We start from the raw sequence: 19,282 nt of genomic DNA on the forward strand, positions 1-19,282 counted from the left end.
TACAAGCTTCCCTCTCTAAAGAATGAGGGCATCAGAATTGACTTCAACCACGATCGACGGATAGCATTTCTGGAAAGTCGATATGACTCAAGCCCCTACTTCTGATCCATTAGTCGATAAAATCGTCGAAACGCAGTACCCGATCGAATCTATTCTCCAAAATCGCTGGAGTCCATTGGCGTTTTCTGATCGCTTAGTTGAGCCTGAAAAGCTGAGAAGTGTGCTCGAAGCCGCAAGATGGGCAGCTTCTTCGTACAATGAGCAACCGTGGAGCTTTATTATCGCCACAAGAGACAATTCGGAGGAATTCGATCGCTTATTGGGTTGTTTAGCGGAAGGCAATCAAGAATGGGCGAAAAGCGCTCCAGTCCTGATGATTTCGGTTGCGAGGCTCAACTTCGAGCGCAATGGTACAGAAAATCGCCATGCGTTTCATGATGTGGGAGCCGCCGAAGCAAATTTGGCGACTCAAGCGACAGCACTTGGACTATATGTTCATCAGATGGCAGGCTTTGATGTTCAGAAAGCGAAAGCGCTCTACAGCATTCCCCAAGGATATGAGCCTGTCGATGCGATCGCGCTTGGATATCCAGGTGATCCGCACAGCTTACCGGATCGACTTCAGCAACGACTGTCTGCACCTCGATCGAGAAAACTGCTAAAAGAGTTTGTCTTTACCGGAAACTGGCAGCAGTCTTCGGATCTGATGTAACGTATGCTGTAAGAAAATGCTGGAAGTCGATCGATGAATTCAACTCCGAAAGTGGTTGTCGTGGGTGCGGGATGGGCTGGTCTAGGAGCGGCTCACCATCTAGCTCAACAAGGATACGCAGTTACGCTACTAGAAGCGGGTGGATATCCGGGTGGACTGGTCGCAGGCTGGAAAACGGCGCAAGGTCGATCGGTGGAAGCGGGAATTCACGGCTTCTGGTATCCGTATCGCAACATTTTTGCACTGGTCGATCGATTAGGTTTAAAGCCTTTCACCGATTGGACTCGCTCTTCGCAATATTCCCCAGCAGGCTTGGAAGTTGAGTCACCGATTTTCCAGCAGGAACCTCGACTGCCAACGCCTCTGGGCACGTTTTTGTACACGCGATTTAAGCGATTGCCACTGAGCGATCGACTGTCTGCGCTGCCGTTGCTGTATGCGGTTGTAGATTTTGATAATTCTGATGAAGCATGGCGACGATACGATTCAGTCACAGCGCGGGAACTGTTCAAACAATTCGGGGTTTCGGCTCGATTGTACAAAGATTCATTTGAGCCGATGTTACTCGTGGGATTGTTTGCGCCTGGGGAACAATGTTCAGCCGCCGCAGCCCTCGGAATGTTGTATTACTTTATCCTGGCACATCAACCCGATTTCGATGTGGTTTGGTGTCGTGGAACAGTAGGAGAGCAGATCTTTCGTCCTTGGGTGGAACAGATTGAGCGATCGGGCGGACGAGTGATGACGCAGCGACGGGTGAGCGATGTGATTTTGCAAACTGAAGGTTCAACACCTCACGTGAGCGGAGTTGTCTGCGGTGAGGAAGTGTTTGAGGCGGATGCTGTGATCTTTGCAGTGGGTGTGACTGGAATGCAGAAGATTGTTAGCAATAGTCCTACACTGCGGCAGTTTCCTGAGTTTTGTAACTTGATGAATTTAAACGCGATCGATGGCTTGGCGACGCGGTTGTGGTTCGATCGTAAAATTAATGTTCCTTTGCCCTCGAATGCCTGCTTTGGGTTTGATAATACGACGGGCTGGACGTTTTTTGATCTCAATGCGCTCCATGATGAATGGAGAAATGAACCTGGTAGCGTGATTGAAGCGGATTTTTATCATGCGAATCAACTGTTACCGATGGATGATGCAGCGATTATTGCGAAAGTTCAGCGGGATTTAGCGGTCTGTGTGCCTGAGTTTCGGACGGCTAAAGTGATCGATAGTAGTGTAGTCAGACTTGCGAAAGCGGTGACCCATTTTTCACCGGGAAGCTATCAATCGATGCTGCCTGGAACTACGAGTTTTGGAAATGTCTTTATGAGTGGGGATTGGGTGATTACTCGACATGGTTCTTGGTCGCAGGAGAAAGCTTACGTTACTGGACTTGAAGCGGCGAATCGTGTGATTAATCAATTCGGTCTTGGTGTGCCTGCTTCGATTATTCCGGTTGAAGCGGATGAACCTCATATTAGGCTGGCGCGTGATGCGAATCGTACCGTGAGAGATTTGGCAAGTCGCTTTCTACCGTCTGTGTGGTTGCCTTAGTGTCGCACCATCTTATCGAGCAAATGTTCTAGAACGGCGGTTAGATCTTCACATAATCCTGTATGTACCCTAGAGGTTTGAATGATGGTGCTGCGGGGTGCCACTAACCAATGAAAGCGTTCTCGATCGGGTAATTGTCCGATCGCGCCTGCGAGCTTGCCTCCCTCACAAATGATTGGAATTGCTGCTAGATGTTGTTTTAGCATTTCCAAATCGAAGTTCGGAGCGATCGCGAATAATCGAGCTTCATCGAGTTCAATTCGTGCCTGTAAAAATCTGCGGCTTGCACAAGAAACAATCACCCCGACATTGATAAATTCTTCGCGCTCAACCTTGGGAACGACGCGAACGATCGCATAATCATAGGTTAAGGGTTCGGGCACGAATCGCCTCCTCTAAGAAAACGTGCGGTTGCTCTAAGCGAGTGACCAAATACTCAATATACGCGCTCCGATGTCGATCGCTCTGTTCAAACGGCGTATTTTGCACCAACCAACTCTCCGGAATTAAGTCTACAATTTGCGCGATCGTTTCTGGTGTGAGCTGTTTGATCATGGTTTGCTCGATTGTTTCAAGCTCGGCTGCAAATCGCAGCAGGACATGATCTTTAATGGCTGGAAAGCGATCGCGACTTCGCTGGAGATAGTTTGTCCAAGTGTGATGAAAATACAATGCTGCTCCGTGATCAATCAGCCATAAATTTCGATGCCACATCAGAAGATTGGCATTTCGAGGGGTACGATCGACATTGGTAATAAACGCATCGAACCAAACAATCTGAGAAGCAAGATGAGGATCGACAGTTCCAGCGATCGGATCAAAAGTGACAGAACTGGGTAGATAATCAAGCGCTAGATTTAATCCTGAACTCGATCGAATTAGATCTTGAATTTCAGGATCAGGTTCAGTCCGCGCCAGATCAGGATTGAGTTCGACAAAGACGATTTCGGGAACAGGTAGCCCCACGACGCGAGCAAGTTCACCGCCAATCAGTTCTGCAATTAAAGATTTTTCTCCTTGACCCGCCCCCCGAAATTTCAGCACATACATGCCCTCATCATCCGCCTCAACGATCGCAGGAAGCGATCCGCCTTCTCGCAGCGGTGTAACGTATCGGGTGGCGGTCACTGTTCGCAAATTCATAAATGATCGAACCCTGTTTGAGCCAACATTCTGATTGTAATGAATCGTAGATGTGGCATATTGATGGGCAATCTAACATCGCTCAAATAAATCAAGCCGATATTGTTCTTCACGCTTTCCAAATAAATGTTTGAGATGGGTCGGCGATAGATCAAGAAATGCCTCATGCACTTCATCACCGCTGAGCGGATAGTCTTTCGCATAAAGTATCCAGTGCACTAGCAATAGATGTCCACCCGGTTCTAGAGCATTCAACATCTGCTGCTGTGCGGTTTTTAAATCCTCTAAGCTCAGATAGTAACCCACCTCAGAAATCAGGATTAAATCAAACTGTGCATCGGGAAAGTCTCTTGGAATCTGCATGATCTCGAACTGAACATGCGGCAAATGTTGACAGCGCTGAATCGCTCGATCTTGAGCAATTTTAGACACATCGATCGATAAAAGCGAATCTGTTCGAGCCGCGAGTTTTTCCGTTAATACCCCGATCGAGCCACCAATTTCAAAAGTCGATCGATATCGCGGTTTGGGCAGTGCTGCGATCGTGGCTGCATATTTCTCCGCCTCATAGTCGCTAGTTTCAAACTTCCACGGGTCAGGGTCTTCTTGATACAACGCATCGAAGTATTCTGGCTGGAGTGAATGTGGTTGTGATGGGTTCATCAGATTTCCTCAAAAAACAGTTCCCAAGGTTGTGCAAAATTGCTGAGCAGTTCAGCGGTGAGTCGAAATCCTTCAGGGTCATCATTGATCAAATCTGTCGTTTGAGAGCGATATTGTGCGATCGCATTCTGTTTTAATGTTCCGACCTCTGCTGTATCTAATCGCCATCCAATGACTTTCGCAGTTGTCGCGACAGTTCCCCGTTGTTCTGGGTCCCAATCCCAAATCGGATACTCAATGATGCGGGGGGAAAAAGATAGGCTTTCAATCGCTCGATCAAACAGTTGCCAAGTTGCTCGATGATCTGGGTGAGGATCACAGCGCCAAGGTAAAAAAATAGTTGTTGGAACGGTAGCTTGAAGATAAGTTCTCACTTGCACGATCGCCAAATCAATGTGATTCTCAATCAAGCTATCTGGAAGCCGTAGAAAGCGAACATTTTCTGATTCAACGCCCAAAATCCTCAAAGCATTAATCGTTTCTTGTTCGCGTAACTGACGCAAAATTGGTGCAGGAAATTTGCGCGATCGAGGATGCGACATCGTTCCATCACTCACCACTAGAACTTGAACCGGATAGTGATGCGATCGCAATAAAGCAATTGCCCCTCCGCACCCTAATGTTTCATCATCAGGATGCGGTGCCACAATCAAAACCCGACCCGGATCAATCGTTGCAATTGATTTCAGCGGAAAGGAGGTTGCGGTGGTGAATGCTGCTAGATCTGCCATAGTTGATCAACTGAGTCGGAGTGAGACAATACATACTGTCCAACATTCGCGATCGCAGCATCGAACGCAGGTTGTCGCAGATACAGCGTTAAATCACGATTCATTCGGTCGATCGCAGTTGGGGGAAGCAATCCGCGTGTTCCAACCGATCGCTGCACCAGTTGCATCACATCTAGGCAAATTTGTTCGATCGCAGTCCGTACCATGTTGGCGTAAGCGATTAGTTTGATTGAATCCGGTTGAACTTGATGCGGCGAACCAGCGAATATCGGCGCATAGTTTGCGATCGTTTCTGCTGCACCTTGTAGCCAAAGATTTCCGCTCTCAAGTGCGATCGCCATTTTTCCGAATCGCTCTTCTTGATAGGGATCTTGAGTTCGTTCTAGACTGTGCAAAAACTGTCGAGCTTCATCGAATAGCGCTTCGGCTCCTCCTAACTGAACCGCCGCAAATCGAACGACACCTGTCGTTAACCAAGGTTGGCGATAGTAATCGTTTGGTTGACCAATCAGCGCGGTTTTCGGAAGTTCAACTCCGGTAAAATCAACTTTATAGCTTGCCGTTGCTCGCATTCCTGACGGCTGCCACCAGGACGGATCAGCGATCGTAGCAACTTCATCCATCGGAACAATACACATTTGCCAGCGACCATCGGGTAATGTGCCATTCACAAAAGGTCGATCGACATATCCAGATCCAGAGGCAAACGTTTTACAACCTTCTAACCGATAGTTACCGTTATCGAGTGGAATAATTTTCAAACTGTCTGCATCTTCCGCATTCCAAACTCCGAAAATTTTATGTCGATCGCGAACATCTGCCGCATAGCGATCAATTTGATTGGGTGTTCCAAAGGTTTGAATCAGTTGTACTGCATTGACGTGACCTTCATAGATTCGCCCGATCGCTAAATTCCCACGTCCAATGATTTTTAGGAGTTTCAATAGTTCATCAGTTGTGTTCGCATCAATGCCTAGCCCCAATCCACCCAAAGCGCGATCGAGCGGAACTGCAAGTAATCCTGTAGCAGCAATTTGCTTAAATTCCTCAGCAGGGAAAGCGCCTACGTGATCAATTTTGGCAGCATTGTGACTTGCAAATTTTGAAATTTCAGCAGCATGAAACAGTGCGTCTTGAATCGAGGTGAGAGACATTCGGGGAGGAGGAGAAATAGTGCTTTGTTTCATGATTAGTAGCCTTAACAATAATTCTATTTAAGTAAGCAATGACAGTTCAGAGGACATTTGAGAAGTATAAAAAGTCTTTTCGCTTCGATTGCCTCCCGCCCTGAAATGAATTTCGCGCTACCCGTGGAAAGTCTACTGAAGTAGACTGGGAGCCAGTTTGAGGTTCTTAGTCCATTGAAATGGACTTGCGCCGATTAGCCCGAAATTCATTTCAGGGCGGGTTGCGGCAACAACGAATACTTTTCAAACATCCTCTAAACAATGACAGTTCAGAAGTGCGAGAAGTCTGTTTAGCGCAATGCAATTCGAGTCGGAGCTGTTGAATCGCTTGTTCGATCGAGACTTTTGACCATCGCTGTGACCAAATTTGTTCTTGCTGTTGACGGTGTTCGATCTGCTCCATCAAGAGTCCGAGGGTTTGCGGTTGAGTAAGTTGTGTTTGCAGCCAATCCGCAGTAATTCCCAACTGTTGAGCCATCGATTGAACTTCGCGATCGCTCGGTTGATGTCCACAGAGAATCTTTTCCCAAAGCAGTCGGAGTTGATAGCGCGATCGCAATCGTGCTGCAACTTCAGTACCCGATTCGACCAAAAACGGCTGGTGCTGTTGTCCCATTGCTGTCCAAACACTCAACTGATTTGCTAATCCTAGCTCTGTGCGTCCGATCTGTCGGGCTGAAGTCGTCACACGCACTTTGGGACTATGCCGAAATCTTGCATTGACTCGCTGCAATGCTTTGTAGAGTGCAACATCTTCGGGAGTTCTCACCAGCGGCATTCCTCCTGCCTGAGCGTAGATCTCCGCTGTCACTGCGAAACTTGCACCGTAATGCTGAAAGTGTCTGGGTGCAGGATCATCAGGATTGGGATCAAGATAGCTCTCTAGCTCAGCAATCAGCGATCGATATCCAACTTCGCGTAAATGACAAGCTCTCGTATAGGGTGCTAACTGAGCAAGTCCAACCGGATCAAGCATAATTCTGCCCCCGACCGCATCTGCACCGTTTGCAATCTCTTCTAAGATTGCAGCGATCCAGGTGGAACTTACTCGCGAATCTCCATCGGTCGAAGCAATCACACCGCGTTTTCGTCCGAGTTGGCTCAGGCGGCGATGTGCTTCATTCATCAACAGTTGCCGAACGCGACCGATATAAGCCTCTTGAGGTGGAAGTGTTCTTTCAACGATGTGTAAATTCAGATCTGAGTGATGTTCAGCGAAGCGATGAGCGATCGCAGCAGACGCATCACTACAATTGTTTGCCAGCAGAATGATTTCGTAGCGATCGCGCTCAAAAACATAACCGTTGAGATCAGTTTGCTTAGCTAAAGCGCTCAATGTTGTCGCTAACGTTGCTGCTTCATTCCGAACAGGAACAATGATGCAGACTTCGCACTGAGGCAAAGGTGGCGTATGAACCAGAAAATCTTCCGAAGCTGAAACTACATGAGCATCAACCGCTTTGATAGGGCTAGTTTGCATCGGTGTGGTTGCTCCAGCCAGAGACATATAGAGGGATGCTCGATCGCCAAAATAATCGGTAGGCTTGATTCATTGAAACGCCACATGTAAAGTTCTCTCAGTAGAGACAATTGTGTAGTTTTTCTTAAAGATCTGAGATCCATCGACTGAGAGAACCTCAAAGGCTGGAATGTCTCTCGCAAGATAGAATTTTTGACTTTCTACGCAATTTGATCATAAAAGTGACCGCCTGTAACAATACACAAGCGGTCACTTTGCTTAATCATAATGAGTTGGCATAGTCAGATTAGATCAATCTGTTAAACCGTTAGTAAGCACCACGGCGAGTTACTGCATAGTAGATAAACAGGGCAACCAGCGCACCCAAAACTGCAACTACAATTCCACCGATGCTCAAGCCTGTTGAAGCCAATGCAAAGGTTCCAGTGGTCAAGAAGCTATAGAGCGTTCCACCCACGAATGCACCGATTACGCCTAAGATCAGGGTACCGAAGATACCGCCGCCTTGACGACCAGGGTAGATAGCTTTTGCGATCGCACCTGCAATTAATCCCAACACAATCCACGCAAGAATATTCATTGTCTTATCTCCGTTTGTTGTTTCTGTGTTTCTGAATAAACAGTGAACTATAGACGGTGAACCGCTCTGACTGAGAGAAACTGAATGTTGCTCACTGCGGTTGCTCGATGTGTTTAGAATAACGGCTTGGTTTTGTGTTTGCGATCCATCTCTAGATCAGATTCAGCCTTAGTCGAAAAGAAGACATTGATGACACGTAAGCCTTCCTTTCGGCTGAGTCAGGATAGGTGAGATCCAAGAACAGCACTGGAATCCCTCGTTTCATTACTTCTTGAGAGAGTTATGCTTATTTATTAAGATATGTTAGAAGATTAAAGATAATTCCTACTTCTAATAGCCATGTTTAAAATTGCGATCGTTGACGATAACGAAACTTGGTGTTTTGTTCTAGCTAATTTTCTGCAACAAGAAGGCTTAGCTGTAGAAACATTCTCTGATGCTCGTAAATTTTTAGCTGTCGCAGCACAGTTTGATTTAGCTCTGGTCGATTTTTCGATGCCCGCTCCCATCTATCGACCTGAAATCGACGGTGCTATCTTAATCGAGCAGATCAAAACACAGATTGAAAATCCTCCAACTCTACTATTGATTTCCAGTTTCTTTACACCGGACATGGTTCAGCACAGTCAAGCGATTTGTGAACATGCTGATGCCTGTTTGAGTAAAAGTCTGGGGTTGGAAGGACTCCTTGCTGAACTACAAAAATGGATTCCTCAGAAAGAGCAGATCGACCTTCAGAGACGTGACTTCTCTCTTATGGTAGACGACAGTAAAACCAACCTCTGATAAATGTAGCAAAAGCTTCCTATCGATAGGGTTGGAATTGTACATCGACCCGCAAACTTTAGTAGGATTAAACATGACAATCTTGGAACTTTGACGTTTTTACTGCAAGGATGAAGTCTCGATGACCGATAGCTTTCAAAATACTCCTGTTGTATCCAACGATTGTCTGTTCTATAACTTTACTGGGGCTGTCACTGAAGCATCCTTGCTGCAAGGTCAAGAGGTTAGTCAGCAGATTTTAGATAACAGCGATGACTGTATCAAGCTGCTAGACTTATCAGGACAGCTCTTGTTCATGAATAGCGGTGGACAAGCATTACTGGGGATTCGAGATTTCACGCCGCTGATGAATACAGCATGGGTAGACTTTTGGCAGGGAGAAGATCGGCAATCGGTAGAGAAGGCGATCGCCATTGCAAGATCAGGCGGAGTCTGTAGTTTTCAGGGTTATTGTCCGACTCAAGACGGCACACCAAAGTGGTGGGATGTGAAAGTTAGCCCGATTCGGAACACAGCGGGTCAAGTCGAACGATTGCTGTGTATTTCACGAGACATTACCCAGCGTAAACAGATCGAGCTTGAACGCCAACAGGCAGAAGAGCGCCTCTCTGCGATTTTTTCACGCGCCGCTGTTGGACTGTCCGAAATTTCGCTCGATGGCAAGTTTCAGCAAGTCAATGATGAGCTTTGTCGAATTTTAGGTCGATCGCGATCGGAAATTTTGGCAGTCGGTGTAATCGATGTCACGTATCCCGAAGACATTGCAAAAAGCTTGGAGCAGCTTCAGCATTTAGTAGCAACTGGGGAAAAAATCTCACTCGATAAGCGCTATGTTCACCCCGATGGAACGATCGCTTGGGCAAATAGTAGTTTGACTCGCTTGGATGATGAGCAGGGGCTTCCACGGGCAGTTTTAGCAGTGACAGTCGATATTAGCGATCGTGTTCGCGTCGAAGAAGAACGCCAACAAGCGGAAGCGATTATTCGTCGTGCGGCTGAACTCAATGCGTTCCGGGTGTCGCTAGCAGATGCGCTCCGTCCTTTGGCAAATCCGGTCGAAATTCAGGAAACGGCAAGTCGAATTCTCGGTCAATATCTGGGCTTGAATCGGGTGGTTTACTTCGAGGTGCAGGATGACGACTATTTAGTTGAGCGGGATTATGTTAATGGAGTGAGATCGATCGCGGGTCGATATCCAATGTGTTCATTCGGCGAGGAGCTTTTAGTAGAATTTCGTCAAGGACACTCGATCGCTTCGTCTGATGTTGCCTCTGATTCGACGCTTTCCGCAGCGCAGCGATCGATCTATGCAGCGGTTCAAAATGCGGCTCATATTGGCATTCCATTGATTAAAGATGGTGAGTTTGTCGCGGGTCTTGCAATCCACAATGCGACACCGCGAACTTGGACATCGGATGAGATTGCGTTAGTAGAAGAAGTGGCAGAGCGAACTTGGGCAGCGGTTGAACGAGCGCGTGCGGAAGCAAATTTGCGAAAATCAGAAGAGAAGTATCGGACTTTGTTTGAATCGATCGATGAAGGATTTGCCGTTTGTGAACTGATTTTCGATGCTCACGGCAAGCCTTGTGATTATCGATTTTTACAAGTCAATCCAGCATTTGCCCAACTCACAGGACTCTCAGAAGCCGAGGGCAAAACAGCGCGGGAACTCGTGCCCAATATCGATGAAGATCCGTGGATTGAGATCTATGGAAATGTGGTGTCGTCTAGAGAATCGGTGCGAGTTGAGCAACAATCGATCGCGCTAAATCGCTGGTTTGACGTGAATGCGTTTTGTGTGGATGATCTTCAGCCGCATCGCTTTGGATTGCTGTTTAGTGAGATTAGCGATCGTAAACGGATCGAAGCGGCTTTACGAGATAGTGAAGTACAGACTCGAAACATTCTCGATAGTATCAGTGACGGCTTCTTTGCGCTCGATGATCAGTGGCGGTTTACCTATGTCAATCAAGCAGCGGAACTGCTCACAGGTCGGCTTGTGAGCGAAATATTGGGGAGTAGCTTTTGGGACGAATTTCCTAGTGTGATTGGGACTGAATTTGAAGTACTCCATCTGCGGGCAATGCACGATCGCGTTTCTGGATCGGTGACTGCGTTTTATCCTGATCACGATCGCTGGTATGAGGTGAGTAGCTATCCCGCCGAAAACGGCATCATAATTTATTTTCGGAATGTGAGCGATTTGAAGCGGGCAGAAGTCGAAAGAGAGCGATTATTGCAGCGAGAGCAAGCTGCGCGACAAGAAGCAGAACGTGCCAATCGCATCAAAGATGAGTTTTTAGCGGTGCTGTCTCATGAACTGAGAACACCCCTCAATCCGATTTTAGGTTGGACAAGGATGCTGCAAACCGGGCGATTAGATGCGGTGAGAAGTCAAGAGGCATTAAATACGATCGAGCGAAATGCAAAACTTCAAGCTCAATTAGTCGAAGATCTGCTTGATCTGTCTCGAATTCTACGCGGCAAGCTGGCTCTGAACATTTCTCACCTTAACTTAGTGCTCCCGATTCGATCTGCGATCGAGACGGTTCGATTTGCAGCCGAAGCAAAACAACTCCAGATTCACACAATTCTCGATCCGAATGTTCCATCTATCTCAGGTGATGCGTCTCGATTGCAGCAAGTCGTCTGGAATTTGCTTTCAAATTCGGTGAAGTTTACAGATGCTGGCGGACGGATTGAAGTGCGATTAACACAAGTTGGTTCAATGGCTCAAATCACCGTGAGTGATACAGGTCGAGGCATTTCACCTGAATTTTTACCGCATGTGTTTGAGCATTTCCGGCAAGAAGATGGATCAACGACGCGGCAATTTGGCGGGTTAGGATTGGGACTTGCGATCGTGCGCCAAATCACGGAGCTACATGGTGGAAATGTTCGAGCAGAAAGTTTGGGCGAGAATCAAGGCGCAACTTTTACAGTTGAGTTACCGATTGTTCAGCAAAAATGCTCTGAATCGATTGAAATGAGTCAATCCCCAGTCACTGACATTCACTTAGATAACATTCATATTTTGCTAGTCGATGATGATACAGATACCCGTCACCTTCAGACTTTTGTGTTGGAACAAAGTGGTGCAAAGGTAACGGCTGTTGCTTCTGGAATTGAAGTTTTGCAAGCCTTGGATCAGGTCAAACCACATATTCTAGTCAGTGATATTGGAATGCCTGAGATGGATGGTTATCAGTTGATGGAGCAGATTCGATCGAGATTTGCCGAACAAGGCGGAACCATTCATGCGATCGCGCTTACTGCGTATGCAGGGGAACTCGATCAACAGAGAGCACGACAAGCTGGATTTCAGGCTTATTTAACAAAACCTGTGGAACCGGAAACGTTGGTTAATGCGATCGTTCATCTGCTGGAACCGCATTAGTTAACCGATCGACATCCAAGCTCTCAGCACTTCCGCCACTGTCCAAGCCTGCGCGATACATCCATGCGGCTTCATCGGTGCATCACCATCAAAAATCTCGCTGAGGCTTCCTAGTCCTCGATCTCGTAAATGATTCGCCATCGGTTCAAGAAATTCTCTCGCTTTTGCTGGATCGTTGTACACCCGATAATGTGCGATCGCATACGCCCCCATCAACCAACCCCAAGCCGTCCCCTGATGGTAAGCTCCATCGCGTTGCAGCGGATCGCCTTCGTATCGTCCCCGATAGTTGCTATCACGCGGATCAAGCGATCGTAACCCGTAAGAGGTGAGCAGCGATCGAGAACACGCATCAACCACCCCCTTTTGCTGGTTTTGATTCAGTGGACTTTCTGGAAGTGAGACAGTGAAAATCTGATTCGGACGCAGAGAAGCATCATTGCCATCAGGCGTGTCGAGAACATCGTAACAGTAGCCCGTATCGGCATTCCAGAAGCGTTCAAATCGGGCTAGAACTCGTTCCGCCATCGCATCATATTCGCGATAAGGTTTGCCAATCCGACGGGCGAACTTAGCAATGATACGGAGCGCGTTGTACCAGAGTGCATTGACTTCGATCGGTTTACCAATCCGAGGAGTCACAACCCAATCACCAACCTTGGCATCCATCCAGGTCAATTGTGTTCCGGGTTCTCCGGCATAGAGTAAACCATCGGCAGAATCTAAGTGAATGTTGTAGCGAGTTCCACGACAATGCCAATCGATGATTTCTGCCAACATGGGAAATAAATCATCGAGAACATCATGATCATCAGTGGCGTTGTAATAATCGAGAATCGCAACAAAATACCATAAGGTAGCATCAACGGTATTGTATTCGGGAATGATTCCAGCATCAGGAAAACGATTCGGTAGCATTCCTCGATCGAGATATTGAGCAAACGTGTAGAGAATCGATCGAGCAATTTCAACTCGTCCAGTCGAGAGCGTCAATCCGGTTAAGCTAATCATCGTATCCCGTCCCCAATCGCTAAACCAGGGATAGCCCGCAATGATCGTTTTACCATTAGGCGGACGATTGACGATGAATTGATCCGCAGCTAATACGAGTTGACGAATCCAAGGTGGGGAGGTTTCAACCTGTTTCACGCGATCGAGTCGCCAACAATCGAATAATCGCTGTTCGTGATTGCGCTGCGATCGAAGTGCGGTTTCTCCATGTAAATTTGGATTCGCTTCGGTGCTGGTGACAAATGTAAGAGATTGTCCGGGGTAAAGCGTGTCTTGAAAAGTGGCGATGTGGAGATGATCTTCTCGATCGCTTAGTCCTCGTTCTCGTTCTGTTGCTAAATCGAATCCATAGTACCAATCGTGCGTTGGAGTAACTGTTGCCCCACGACAGAAGAGATAAAACGGAGTTGCTTCAGGATAAGCGGAAACTTGCAAACCATGATCGATCGTTTCAGTTTCCATCTTCCAGCCATTGCCCGAAGTACTACCGTGATAGTCCCGATAGTTTACAAATACTTTGAACGTTAGTGTTAGTGGCTGTGTTGCTCGTTGTAGTTGATAATGCACATAGGTTGTATTTTCTCCCTGTTGCATCCAAATTCGTTTTTCTAAAATCGCATCGCTGCAAGCATAGCGCCACACTGGAACCGTTCCTTCGAGAAAAAAGCGCTCAATATGGCGATATCCATGCGGTCCGACAATTCCATCTGCCCAGCGATTTGTGCTGAGGGGGTAGACATCTTCCCCGTAGCGAATCGATTCATCGAGCTTCGTGGTGAGGAGTGTTCGATCGAGCGGCGGTTTCAAAGCGGCGATCAAGAGTCCGTGATAACGACGAGTAAGCAGACCCGCGATCGTCCCAGAAGCGAATCCCCCAATTCCGTTTGTGACCAGCCATTCTCGCGTTTCGGAGGTTGGCAGGATGCCACAGGTTTCCCGCCCAAAATCAATCACCATAAAAAAAATCCAGCCAGTCTACTGATTCTAGAAGACTGACACACCCACGATCGCTTTTTTGCCATAAGAACTTCAGATTCACCGGAGAGTCAATCTTGAGAATTAGGTAATTTTTTTGATTGCGATCTAAACTCAGACAAAACTTTGGGGAGATCGAAAGTGACGCAGATTCTTTTTGTCACAGACTTAGACCATACGCTGGTGGGCGATGACTTTGCACACGAGGAACTCAATGAATGGCTGTTAAAGGCAAGAGAAACGGGAAGCAAAATCGTTTATTCCACAGGTCGATCGCTGATTCGATATCGAGAACTCGCGGCTGAAGCTCCTTTATTTGAGCCGGATTTGCTGATTGCATCGGTCGGAACCGCGATTTATTCTCGGCTTGAGGGTGAACCGGATGCGGGATGGCAGGAGAAATTAAAGACGGGATGGAATCGCGATCGTGTCATGGCAGTGACCGCCCATTTCTCGGATCTCGTTCCTCAAGCGGATTCTGAACAAAGCGCTTTTAAAGTGAGTTTCTTTTTGACCGAAGAAGTGGCGATTTGGCTCCTTCCGCAGTTGGAGACTTTACTAAAGCAACAAGGTTTAGATGTGCAATTGCTCTACAGCAGTGGACGCGATTTAGACATTTTGCCGCGTCATGCCAATAAAGGATCGGCTTTAACCTTCGTGCGTCAAACGTTGGGATTTGAGCCAAATCAAACGATCGTCTGTGGCGATTCTGGAAACGATATTGCGCTGTTTGCGGCTGGCTCCGAACTTGGAATCATTGTCGGCAATGCTCAACCCGAATTATTGTCCTGGCATCGCGATCATCCGACTCCGAATCATTACTTGGCGAAATCTCATTGTGCGGCTGGCATTCTAGAGGGGCTACAATACTTCGGCTTTCGCTAAAATGAAGAAATGATAGGTTATCTCAAAGGCACGATCGCATCGATTCAAAAGACGAACAATCGCGTCACCTTGACGTTAGAGGTGAATCAGATTGGCTATGATTTGCAGGTGGTGCCCCGTTTACTACAATCGCTTCCGTCAGAAGGCGAAGAAGCGCAGATTTTCACGCATTTGAATGTGCGCGAAGATCAGGTGACTTTATTTGGATTTGGATCAGCCGCCGAGCGCGACCTGTTTCGCCAGTTAATTAGCGTGAGTGGAATTGGTCCTCAGTTGGGCGTGGCACTGCTCGATACCTTAGGCTTGCAGGACTTGGTGCAAGCGATCGTGTCGGGTAACACGCGCTTACTGTCTCGTACTCCTGGTGTCGGTGCAAAAACAGCAGAACGAATTGCCCTAGAACTAAAGACGAAACTAGCCGAATGGCGGCAACAGTCCGGTATTGTGGTGACTCCGGGTGCAGGTCCCGCTGCGAACATTCTCGAAGATGTGGAAATGACGTTGTTAGCCTTGGGCTATACGGATCAAGAGATTACCCAAGCGCTTCAAGCCGTCGGACAAAATACAGCATTGTCAAAATCGGGAGATACTGAGGCTTGGATTCGACAGGCGATCGCATGGTTGAGTCAGTAATGACGTGCGACTCCAAGCTTTAAATTCTTTAATTTTTATTCAACATAATTTTCTGTAAATACCCGTATATTGAATCCAGCACAAAGGCGAGAATGTTTTTTCGTCTGCATGAGTTGTGCGGGTTTGAGAACTAAAGTGTTTAGACGGCTCTCATCAATAGGAGTAACGCAATGAATCGATCGACGATCGCAGCTTCCGCCCTGGTACTCGGTTTAGGCATGGTACCGATGGCATCTCTGTCTGCCTTGGCAACCCCAATCCAAATTAGTCAAGCCATTAAGCAACCGCTACCCCCCACTTCTGCACCTGTTAAAACGCCTGCACCCGTTTTGCAGTTTGGATTACAAGATGGCGCACCCTTAAAGCTCAAATTCAAGCGAACGATTTCATCGAAAGACTCGAATCTGGGAGAGGTAGTTGATTTTGAAGTTGCTGAAGATGTCTTGGTTGGAAATCGGGTTGTGATTGCGAAAGGCGCACCTGCTAAAGGCAAAGTGACGAAAGTGCGCGGTGCTGGGATGTTGGGTCGAAAAGGAAAGTTAGAAATTGCTGTTGAAGAAGTGACGCTGGTTACGGGTGAAAGAGTCGCGATTCGGGGCAGTCAGCAAGCGGGTGGGGGACATGCAGGCGGCATTATTGCGGTCGCGGCGGTGATCAATCCGCTGGCACTGCTCTTTAAGGGAAAACAGGCAGTGTATGAGGCGGGAACAGAGGTTCCTGCGTTTGTGGATGGTAATTTTGCGCTGAATCAGGCGAGGTTTAAAGCGATCAAGAAATAGCGATCGGCTTTAATGCACCTGTGGGGTAGGTGTCCTTACCTGCCCGGACGGGCAAGATGCCCGTTCCACACCACATTAATCAACCGCAATCGGGGATTGCACCAAATCAACAAAACTCACCTGACGTAATCGATCGAGTTCTGCAATCCGCTGTTTCTCAACGTACGCTTTTTGCTGATAGAACTGTCCGAGATCCGGTGTTGTACTCAGATCCGTTTTTTCCCAAAGATCAAGGAAATGCCGATAGCGCTTTTCACACATTACCCGTTCAATTCCCGCTGTTGCCGATCGAATCACTAACGGTGCTCTGAGAATATCGCGCTTCGTTTTTTCATCGAGTTCAAACAGCGAAAACACCTGAGACATTTCACGTGGAAAATCGTGAGTGCGATCGCGCAATGCCTCAAATAAGTCACCATCAAGATTGTCCTGCTCGATGTCGCAGATTTGCCGCCACAGGAATCGATGATGTGACAGGCTGAATTCTAGATCTTGGGCATCGATCGCGGTTCTCAGTTGGGCGCGAAATTCGGGTGCGTGAAGATAGAGCCGCAATAACTGAGATTCACATTCTTCGAGTAGATTACGATCGCTGGGAGTTTGCCATTTCTGCGATCGACCATGCCACCGCTGCCCTCGAACTTGGAGCCGTAAATTCTCTTCGATTTGCTGCGTTAATCGACTGTTCCCCTGGCTCAGAAGCTCTGCACAGTAATGAATGTAGTGGGTTCTGAGTGAAGGGTTAGGCAGATTACCAAGCAGAGATACGATCGCCATTACTGCTTGTTGGAATTGATCAGATTGCTTTAGGTCTTGATTGAGGATCGCTTGTTCAATCTGCCAATCGAGCCACAATGGAGAACGATCGAGTAAGTTGTGATAGTCCTGTGCAGGATGATTCTTGAGATAGTCATCTGGATCTTTGCCATCGGGAATGTTCAGAATCCGAAGCTGAACTTCTCCTTGGTAAGCGAGATTTGCAATTTCTCCGATCGCTCTTTCTGCTGCTTGAACTCCCGCACGATCGGCATCAAAGTTAAAGACAACTCGCTTCGATTCGGTGTAGCGCAGTAGCTGTTTCACTTGCGCCACACTGAGAGCCGTTCCGAGAGAAGCAACTGTGTTGGTAATGCCAGCGGCGTGAAGTGCAATCACATCAAAATAGCCTTCAACCACAATGGCTTGATCTTGTTTCGCGATCGCGCTTTTTGCTTTGTCCAATCCAAACAGCGTCTTTCCTTTATCAAACAAATCGGTTTCAGGAGAGTTCAAATACTTCGGCTGTTCCTCGCCTAAAGTCCGTCCACCAAAGCCAATCACGCGACCTTGCGAATCATGGATTGGAACCATCAAACGGTTACGGAAGCGATCGTAATACCCTTCTCCCGATTTGCGCGGAATTAACAATCCGGCTTTCTCGACCATTGCAACCGGGTAGCGTTTTTGCTCGACTAAATACTTACAAAGCGTTTCCCAACCTGCGGGAGCGTAACCGAGTTGGAACTGTTGGATGGTGTCGGAAGAAAGTTTGCGATCGCGTTTCAAGTATGTCAATGCTTCCGCACCTTGAGATTGCTGCAACGCATGTTCATAAAATTTCGCTGTAATCGCCAGAATTTCGTATAGTTGCTCTCTAACCGATTGTTGCCGCTGGAACTCTTGACGGTCTTCTGCTTGCAGCGTTTGAACTGGAACTTGATATTTATTTGCTAAATCGAGAACAACTTCGCTAAAGTTGCGTTTGCCTAACTCCATGAGAAACTTGATCGTATTCCCACCTGCACTGCAACTAAAGCAGTAGTAAAACTGTTTGCTGGGACTGACCGAAAAGCTCGGAGATTTGTCATCATGAAACGGACACAAGCCCACAAAATCTTTGCCCTGTTTCTTCAAGACAACATGTTCCGAAACAACGTCTACAATATCCGCACGTTGTTTGACTTGCTCGATCGTATCCGGGTGCAGGCGTGGAACGTTCATGATCAACCTTCGGCTGGTACACCTATTCTAGCGAGAGAATGAAATTCTTGGAAACGCTGTAAATAGGTTTTGCTTTGTTCATTCTACGCTATCCCTAGCGTTTGTCCAGCAAGTTTAGCACTCAGGAATTTTTCATGCAACTCACGATCACCAGACTCCAAGCGCAAATCCAATTCATCGTTGAAATCGATAAGCTGAAACACGTTTTACGGCAGACGCTACTGATGGACAAATCCAGACGTGAAAACGATGCAGAGCATTCTTGGCACCTAGCGATGATGGCGATCGTTCTTTCCGAATATGCTGATCCGCAAGTTAATTTACTGCGCGTTCTCAAAATGGTACTAATTCACGATTTAGTTGAGATCGATGCGGGAGATACCTTTTGTTACGACGCGATCGCAGTTCAAGATCAAAGCGATCGAGAACAAAAAGCCGCTGATCGATTGTTTGGAATGCTGCCGGAGAATTTAGAACAGGAATTGCGATCGCTCTGGGAAGAATTCGATGCGAAGGAAACCTTAGATGCACAGTTCGCGACGGCACTCGATCGACTTCAACCGCTACTGCACAATTACTATACCCAAGGCGGCACTTGGAAAATGGCGAATGTGACGGAAGCGCAGGTGAGAAAACGAATGGCTCCGGTGTTGATCGGTTCTTCGGTGCTGGGTGAGTTTGTAGAGGAGTTGATTCAGGATGCGATTCGGAAAGGATTTATTTTGCAGTTTGATTAACGCTAGTTCGACAAGTCTTTCCACTTCGATTCCGTCTCGCCCCGAATTCCATTCCGAG

17 protein-coding genes are annotated in these 19,282 nt (G+C 47.4%); 8 read left to right on the plus strand and 9 right to left on the minus strand.

From position 1 onward, the window contains the following. The first annotated feature begins 82 nt into the window (after window positions 1-82). Together NIES2104_RS24190 and NIES2104_RS24195 are read left to right on the plus strand one after the other, a co-directional pair. The gene (locus tag NIES2104_RS24190) at window positions 83-712 is read left to right on the plus strand and encodes a nitroreductase family protein (protein ID WP_059000785.1); all 630 of its coding nucleotides are present in this window, start codon (window positions 83-85) and stop codon (window positions 710-712) included. Window positions 713-745: 33 nt separating this feature from the next. After that, window positions 746-2,257 carry an FAD-dependent oxidoreductase gene (locus tag NIES2104_RS24195; RefSeq protein WP_059000786.1) on the plus strand — a complete coding sequence of 504 codons (1,512 nt, stop codon included), beginning with the start codon at window positions 746-748 and terminating at the stop codon, window positions 2,255-2,257. Here NIES2104_RS24195 and NIES2104_RS24200 read toward each other — a convergent pair. The 7 genes from NIES2104_RS24200 to NIES2104_RS24230 form a co-directional block, all read right to left on the minus strand. After that, window positions 2,254-2,640 (minus strand): DUF3037 domain-containing protein, encoded by a 387-nt coding sequence (locus tag NIES2104_RS24200; protein ID WP_059000787.1) that lies wholly within the window; start codon window positions 2,638-2,640, stop codon window positions 2,254-2,256. The genes NIES2104_RS24195 and NIES2104_RS24200 overlap by 4 nt on opposite strands. Beyond that, complete coding sequence (locus NIES2104_RS24205) at window positions 2,618-3,400, minus strand: HipA family kinase (RefSeq protein ID WP_156427033.1); 783 nt, start codon at window positions 3,398-3,400, stop codon at window positions 2,618-2,620. Before NIES2104_RS24205 ends, NIES2104_RS24200 begins: the two co-directional genes overlap by 23 nt. A gap of 72 nt (window positions 3,401-3,472) precedes the next feature. Further along, entirely contained in the window at window positions 3,473-4,063 is a 591-nt protein-coding gene (locus tag NIES2104_RS24210; RefSeq protein ID WP_059000788.1) for a class I SAM-dependent methyltransferase, read from the minus strand. After that, entirely contained in the window at window positions 4,063-4,794 is a 732-nt protein-coding gene (locus NIES2104_RS24215; RefSeq protein WP_059000789.1) for a PIG-L deacetylase family protein, read from the minus strand. Before NIES2104_RS24215 ends, NIES2104_RS24210 begins: the two co-directional genes overlap by 1 nt. Then, window positions 4,782-5,981, minus strand: a complete 1,200-nt coding sequence (locus tag NIES2104_RS24220; protein WP_059000790.1) for an acyl-CoA dehydrogenase family protein — start codon at window positions 5,979-5,981, stop codon at window positions 4,782-4,784. The genes NIES2104_RS24215 and NIES2104_RS24220 overlap by 13 nt, the downstream gene beginning before the upstream one ends. Window positions 5,982-6,192: 211 nt before the next feature. Further along, the gene (locus tag NIES2104_RS24225) at window positions 6,193-7,488 is read right to left on the minus strand and encodes a glycosyltransferase family 2 protein (protein WP_072218126.1); all 1,296 of its coding nucleotides are present in this window, start codon (window positions 7,486-7,488) and stop codon (window positions 6,193-6,195) included. 280 nt (window positions 7,489-7,768) lie between these two features. Continuing rightward, the gene (locus NIES2104_RS24230) at window positions 7,769-8,041 is read right to left on the minus strand and encodes a GlsB/YeaQ/YmgE family stress response membrane protein (RefSeq protein WP_059000791.1); all 273 of its coding nucleotides are present in this window, start codon (window positions 8,039-8,041) and stop codon (window positions 7,769-7,771) included. A gap of 339 nt (window positions 8,042-8,380) precedes the next feature. On the opposite strand from NIES2104_RS24230, the gene NIES2104_RS24235 reads away from it, so the two are divergent. Next, window positions 8,381-8,827 carry a response regulator gene (locus NIES2104_RS24235; RefSeq protein WP_059000792.1) on the plus strand — a complete coding sequence of 149 codons (447 nt, stop codon included), beginning with the start codon at window positions 8,381-8,383 and terminating at the stop codon, window positions 8,825-8,827. 121 nt (window positions 8,828-8,948) lie between these two features. Next, the gene (locus tag NIES2104_RS24240; protein ID WP_059000793.1) at window positions 8,949-12,224 is read left to right on the plus strand and encodes a PAS domain S-box protein; all 3,276 of its coding nucleotides are present in this window, start codon (window positions 8,949-8,951) and stop codon (window positions 12,222-12,224) included. Here NIES2104_RS24240 and NIES2104_RS24245 read toward each other — a convergent pair whose 3' ends face one another. Further along, on the minus strand, window positions 12,225-14,192 hold the full coding sequence (locus NIES2104_RS24245; protein ID WP_059000794.1) for an amylo-alpha-1,6-glucosidase: 1,968 nt from the start codon (window positions 14,190-14,192) through the stop codon (window positions 12,225-12,227). Window positions 14,193-14,351: 159 nt separating this feature from the next. On the opposite strand from NIES2104_RS24245, the gene NIES2104_RS24250 reads away from it, so the two are divergent. From NIES2104_RS24250 to NIES2104_RS24260, 3 genes are all read left to right on the plus strand, one after another. Continuing rightward, entirely contained in the window at window positions 14,352-15,095 is a 744-nt protein-coding gene (locus NIES2104_RS24250) for a sucrose-phosphate phosphatase (protein ID WP_059000795.1), read from the plus strand. A 9-nt stretch (window positions 15,096-15,104) separates the two neighbouring features. Continuing rightward, the gene (ruvA, locus tag NIES2104_RS24255; protein ID WP_059000796.1) at window positions 15,105-15,728 is read left to right on the plus strand and encodes a Holliday junction branch migration protein RuvA; all 624 of its coding nucleotides are present in this window, start codon (window positions 15,105-15,107) and stop codon (window positions 15,726-15,728) included. 170 nt (window positions 15,729-15,898) lie between these two features. Continuing rightward, window positions 15,899-16,507 carry a hypothetical protein gene (locus NIES2104_RS24260; protein ID WP_059000797.1) on the plus strand — a complete coding sequence of 203 codons (609 nt, stop codon included), beginning with the start codon at window positions 15,899-15,901 and terminating at the stop codon, window positions 16,505-16,507. 75 nt (window positions 16,508-16,582) lie between these two features. Here the strand turns inward: NIES2104_RS24260 and dnaG are convergent, their stop codons facing one another. Beyond that, window positions 16,583-18,487, minus strand: coding sequence for a DNA primase (dnaG, locus tag NIES2104_RS24265; protein WP_059000798.1), 1,905 nt, complete (start codon window positions 18,485-18,487; stop codon window positions 16,583-16,585). Between the two features lie 134 nt (window positions 18,488-18,621). Here dnaG and NIES2104_RS24270 point away from each other — a divergent pair, with 134 nt between their 5' ends. After that, a complete protein-coding gene (locus NIES2104_RS24270) occupies window positions 18,622-19,224 on the plus strand; it encodes an HD family hydrolase (RefSeq protein ID WP_059000799.1) in 603 nt (200 codons plus the stop codon). Window positions 19,225-19,282: the final 58 nt, after the last annotated feature.

Source organism: Leptolyngbya sp. NIES-2104, assembly GCF_001485215.1.
Classification (GTDB): Bacteria; Cyanobacteriota; Cyanobacteriia; order Leptolyngbyales; family Leptolyngbyaceae; genus Leptolyngbya.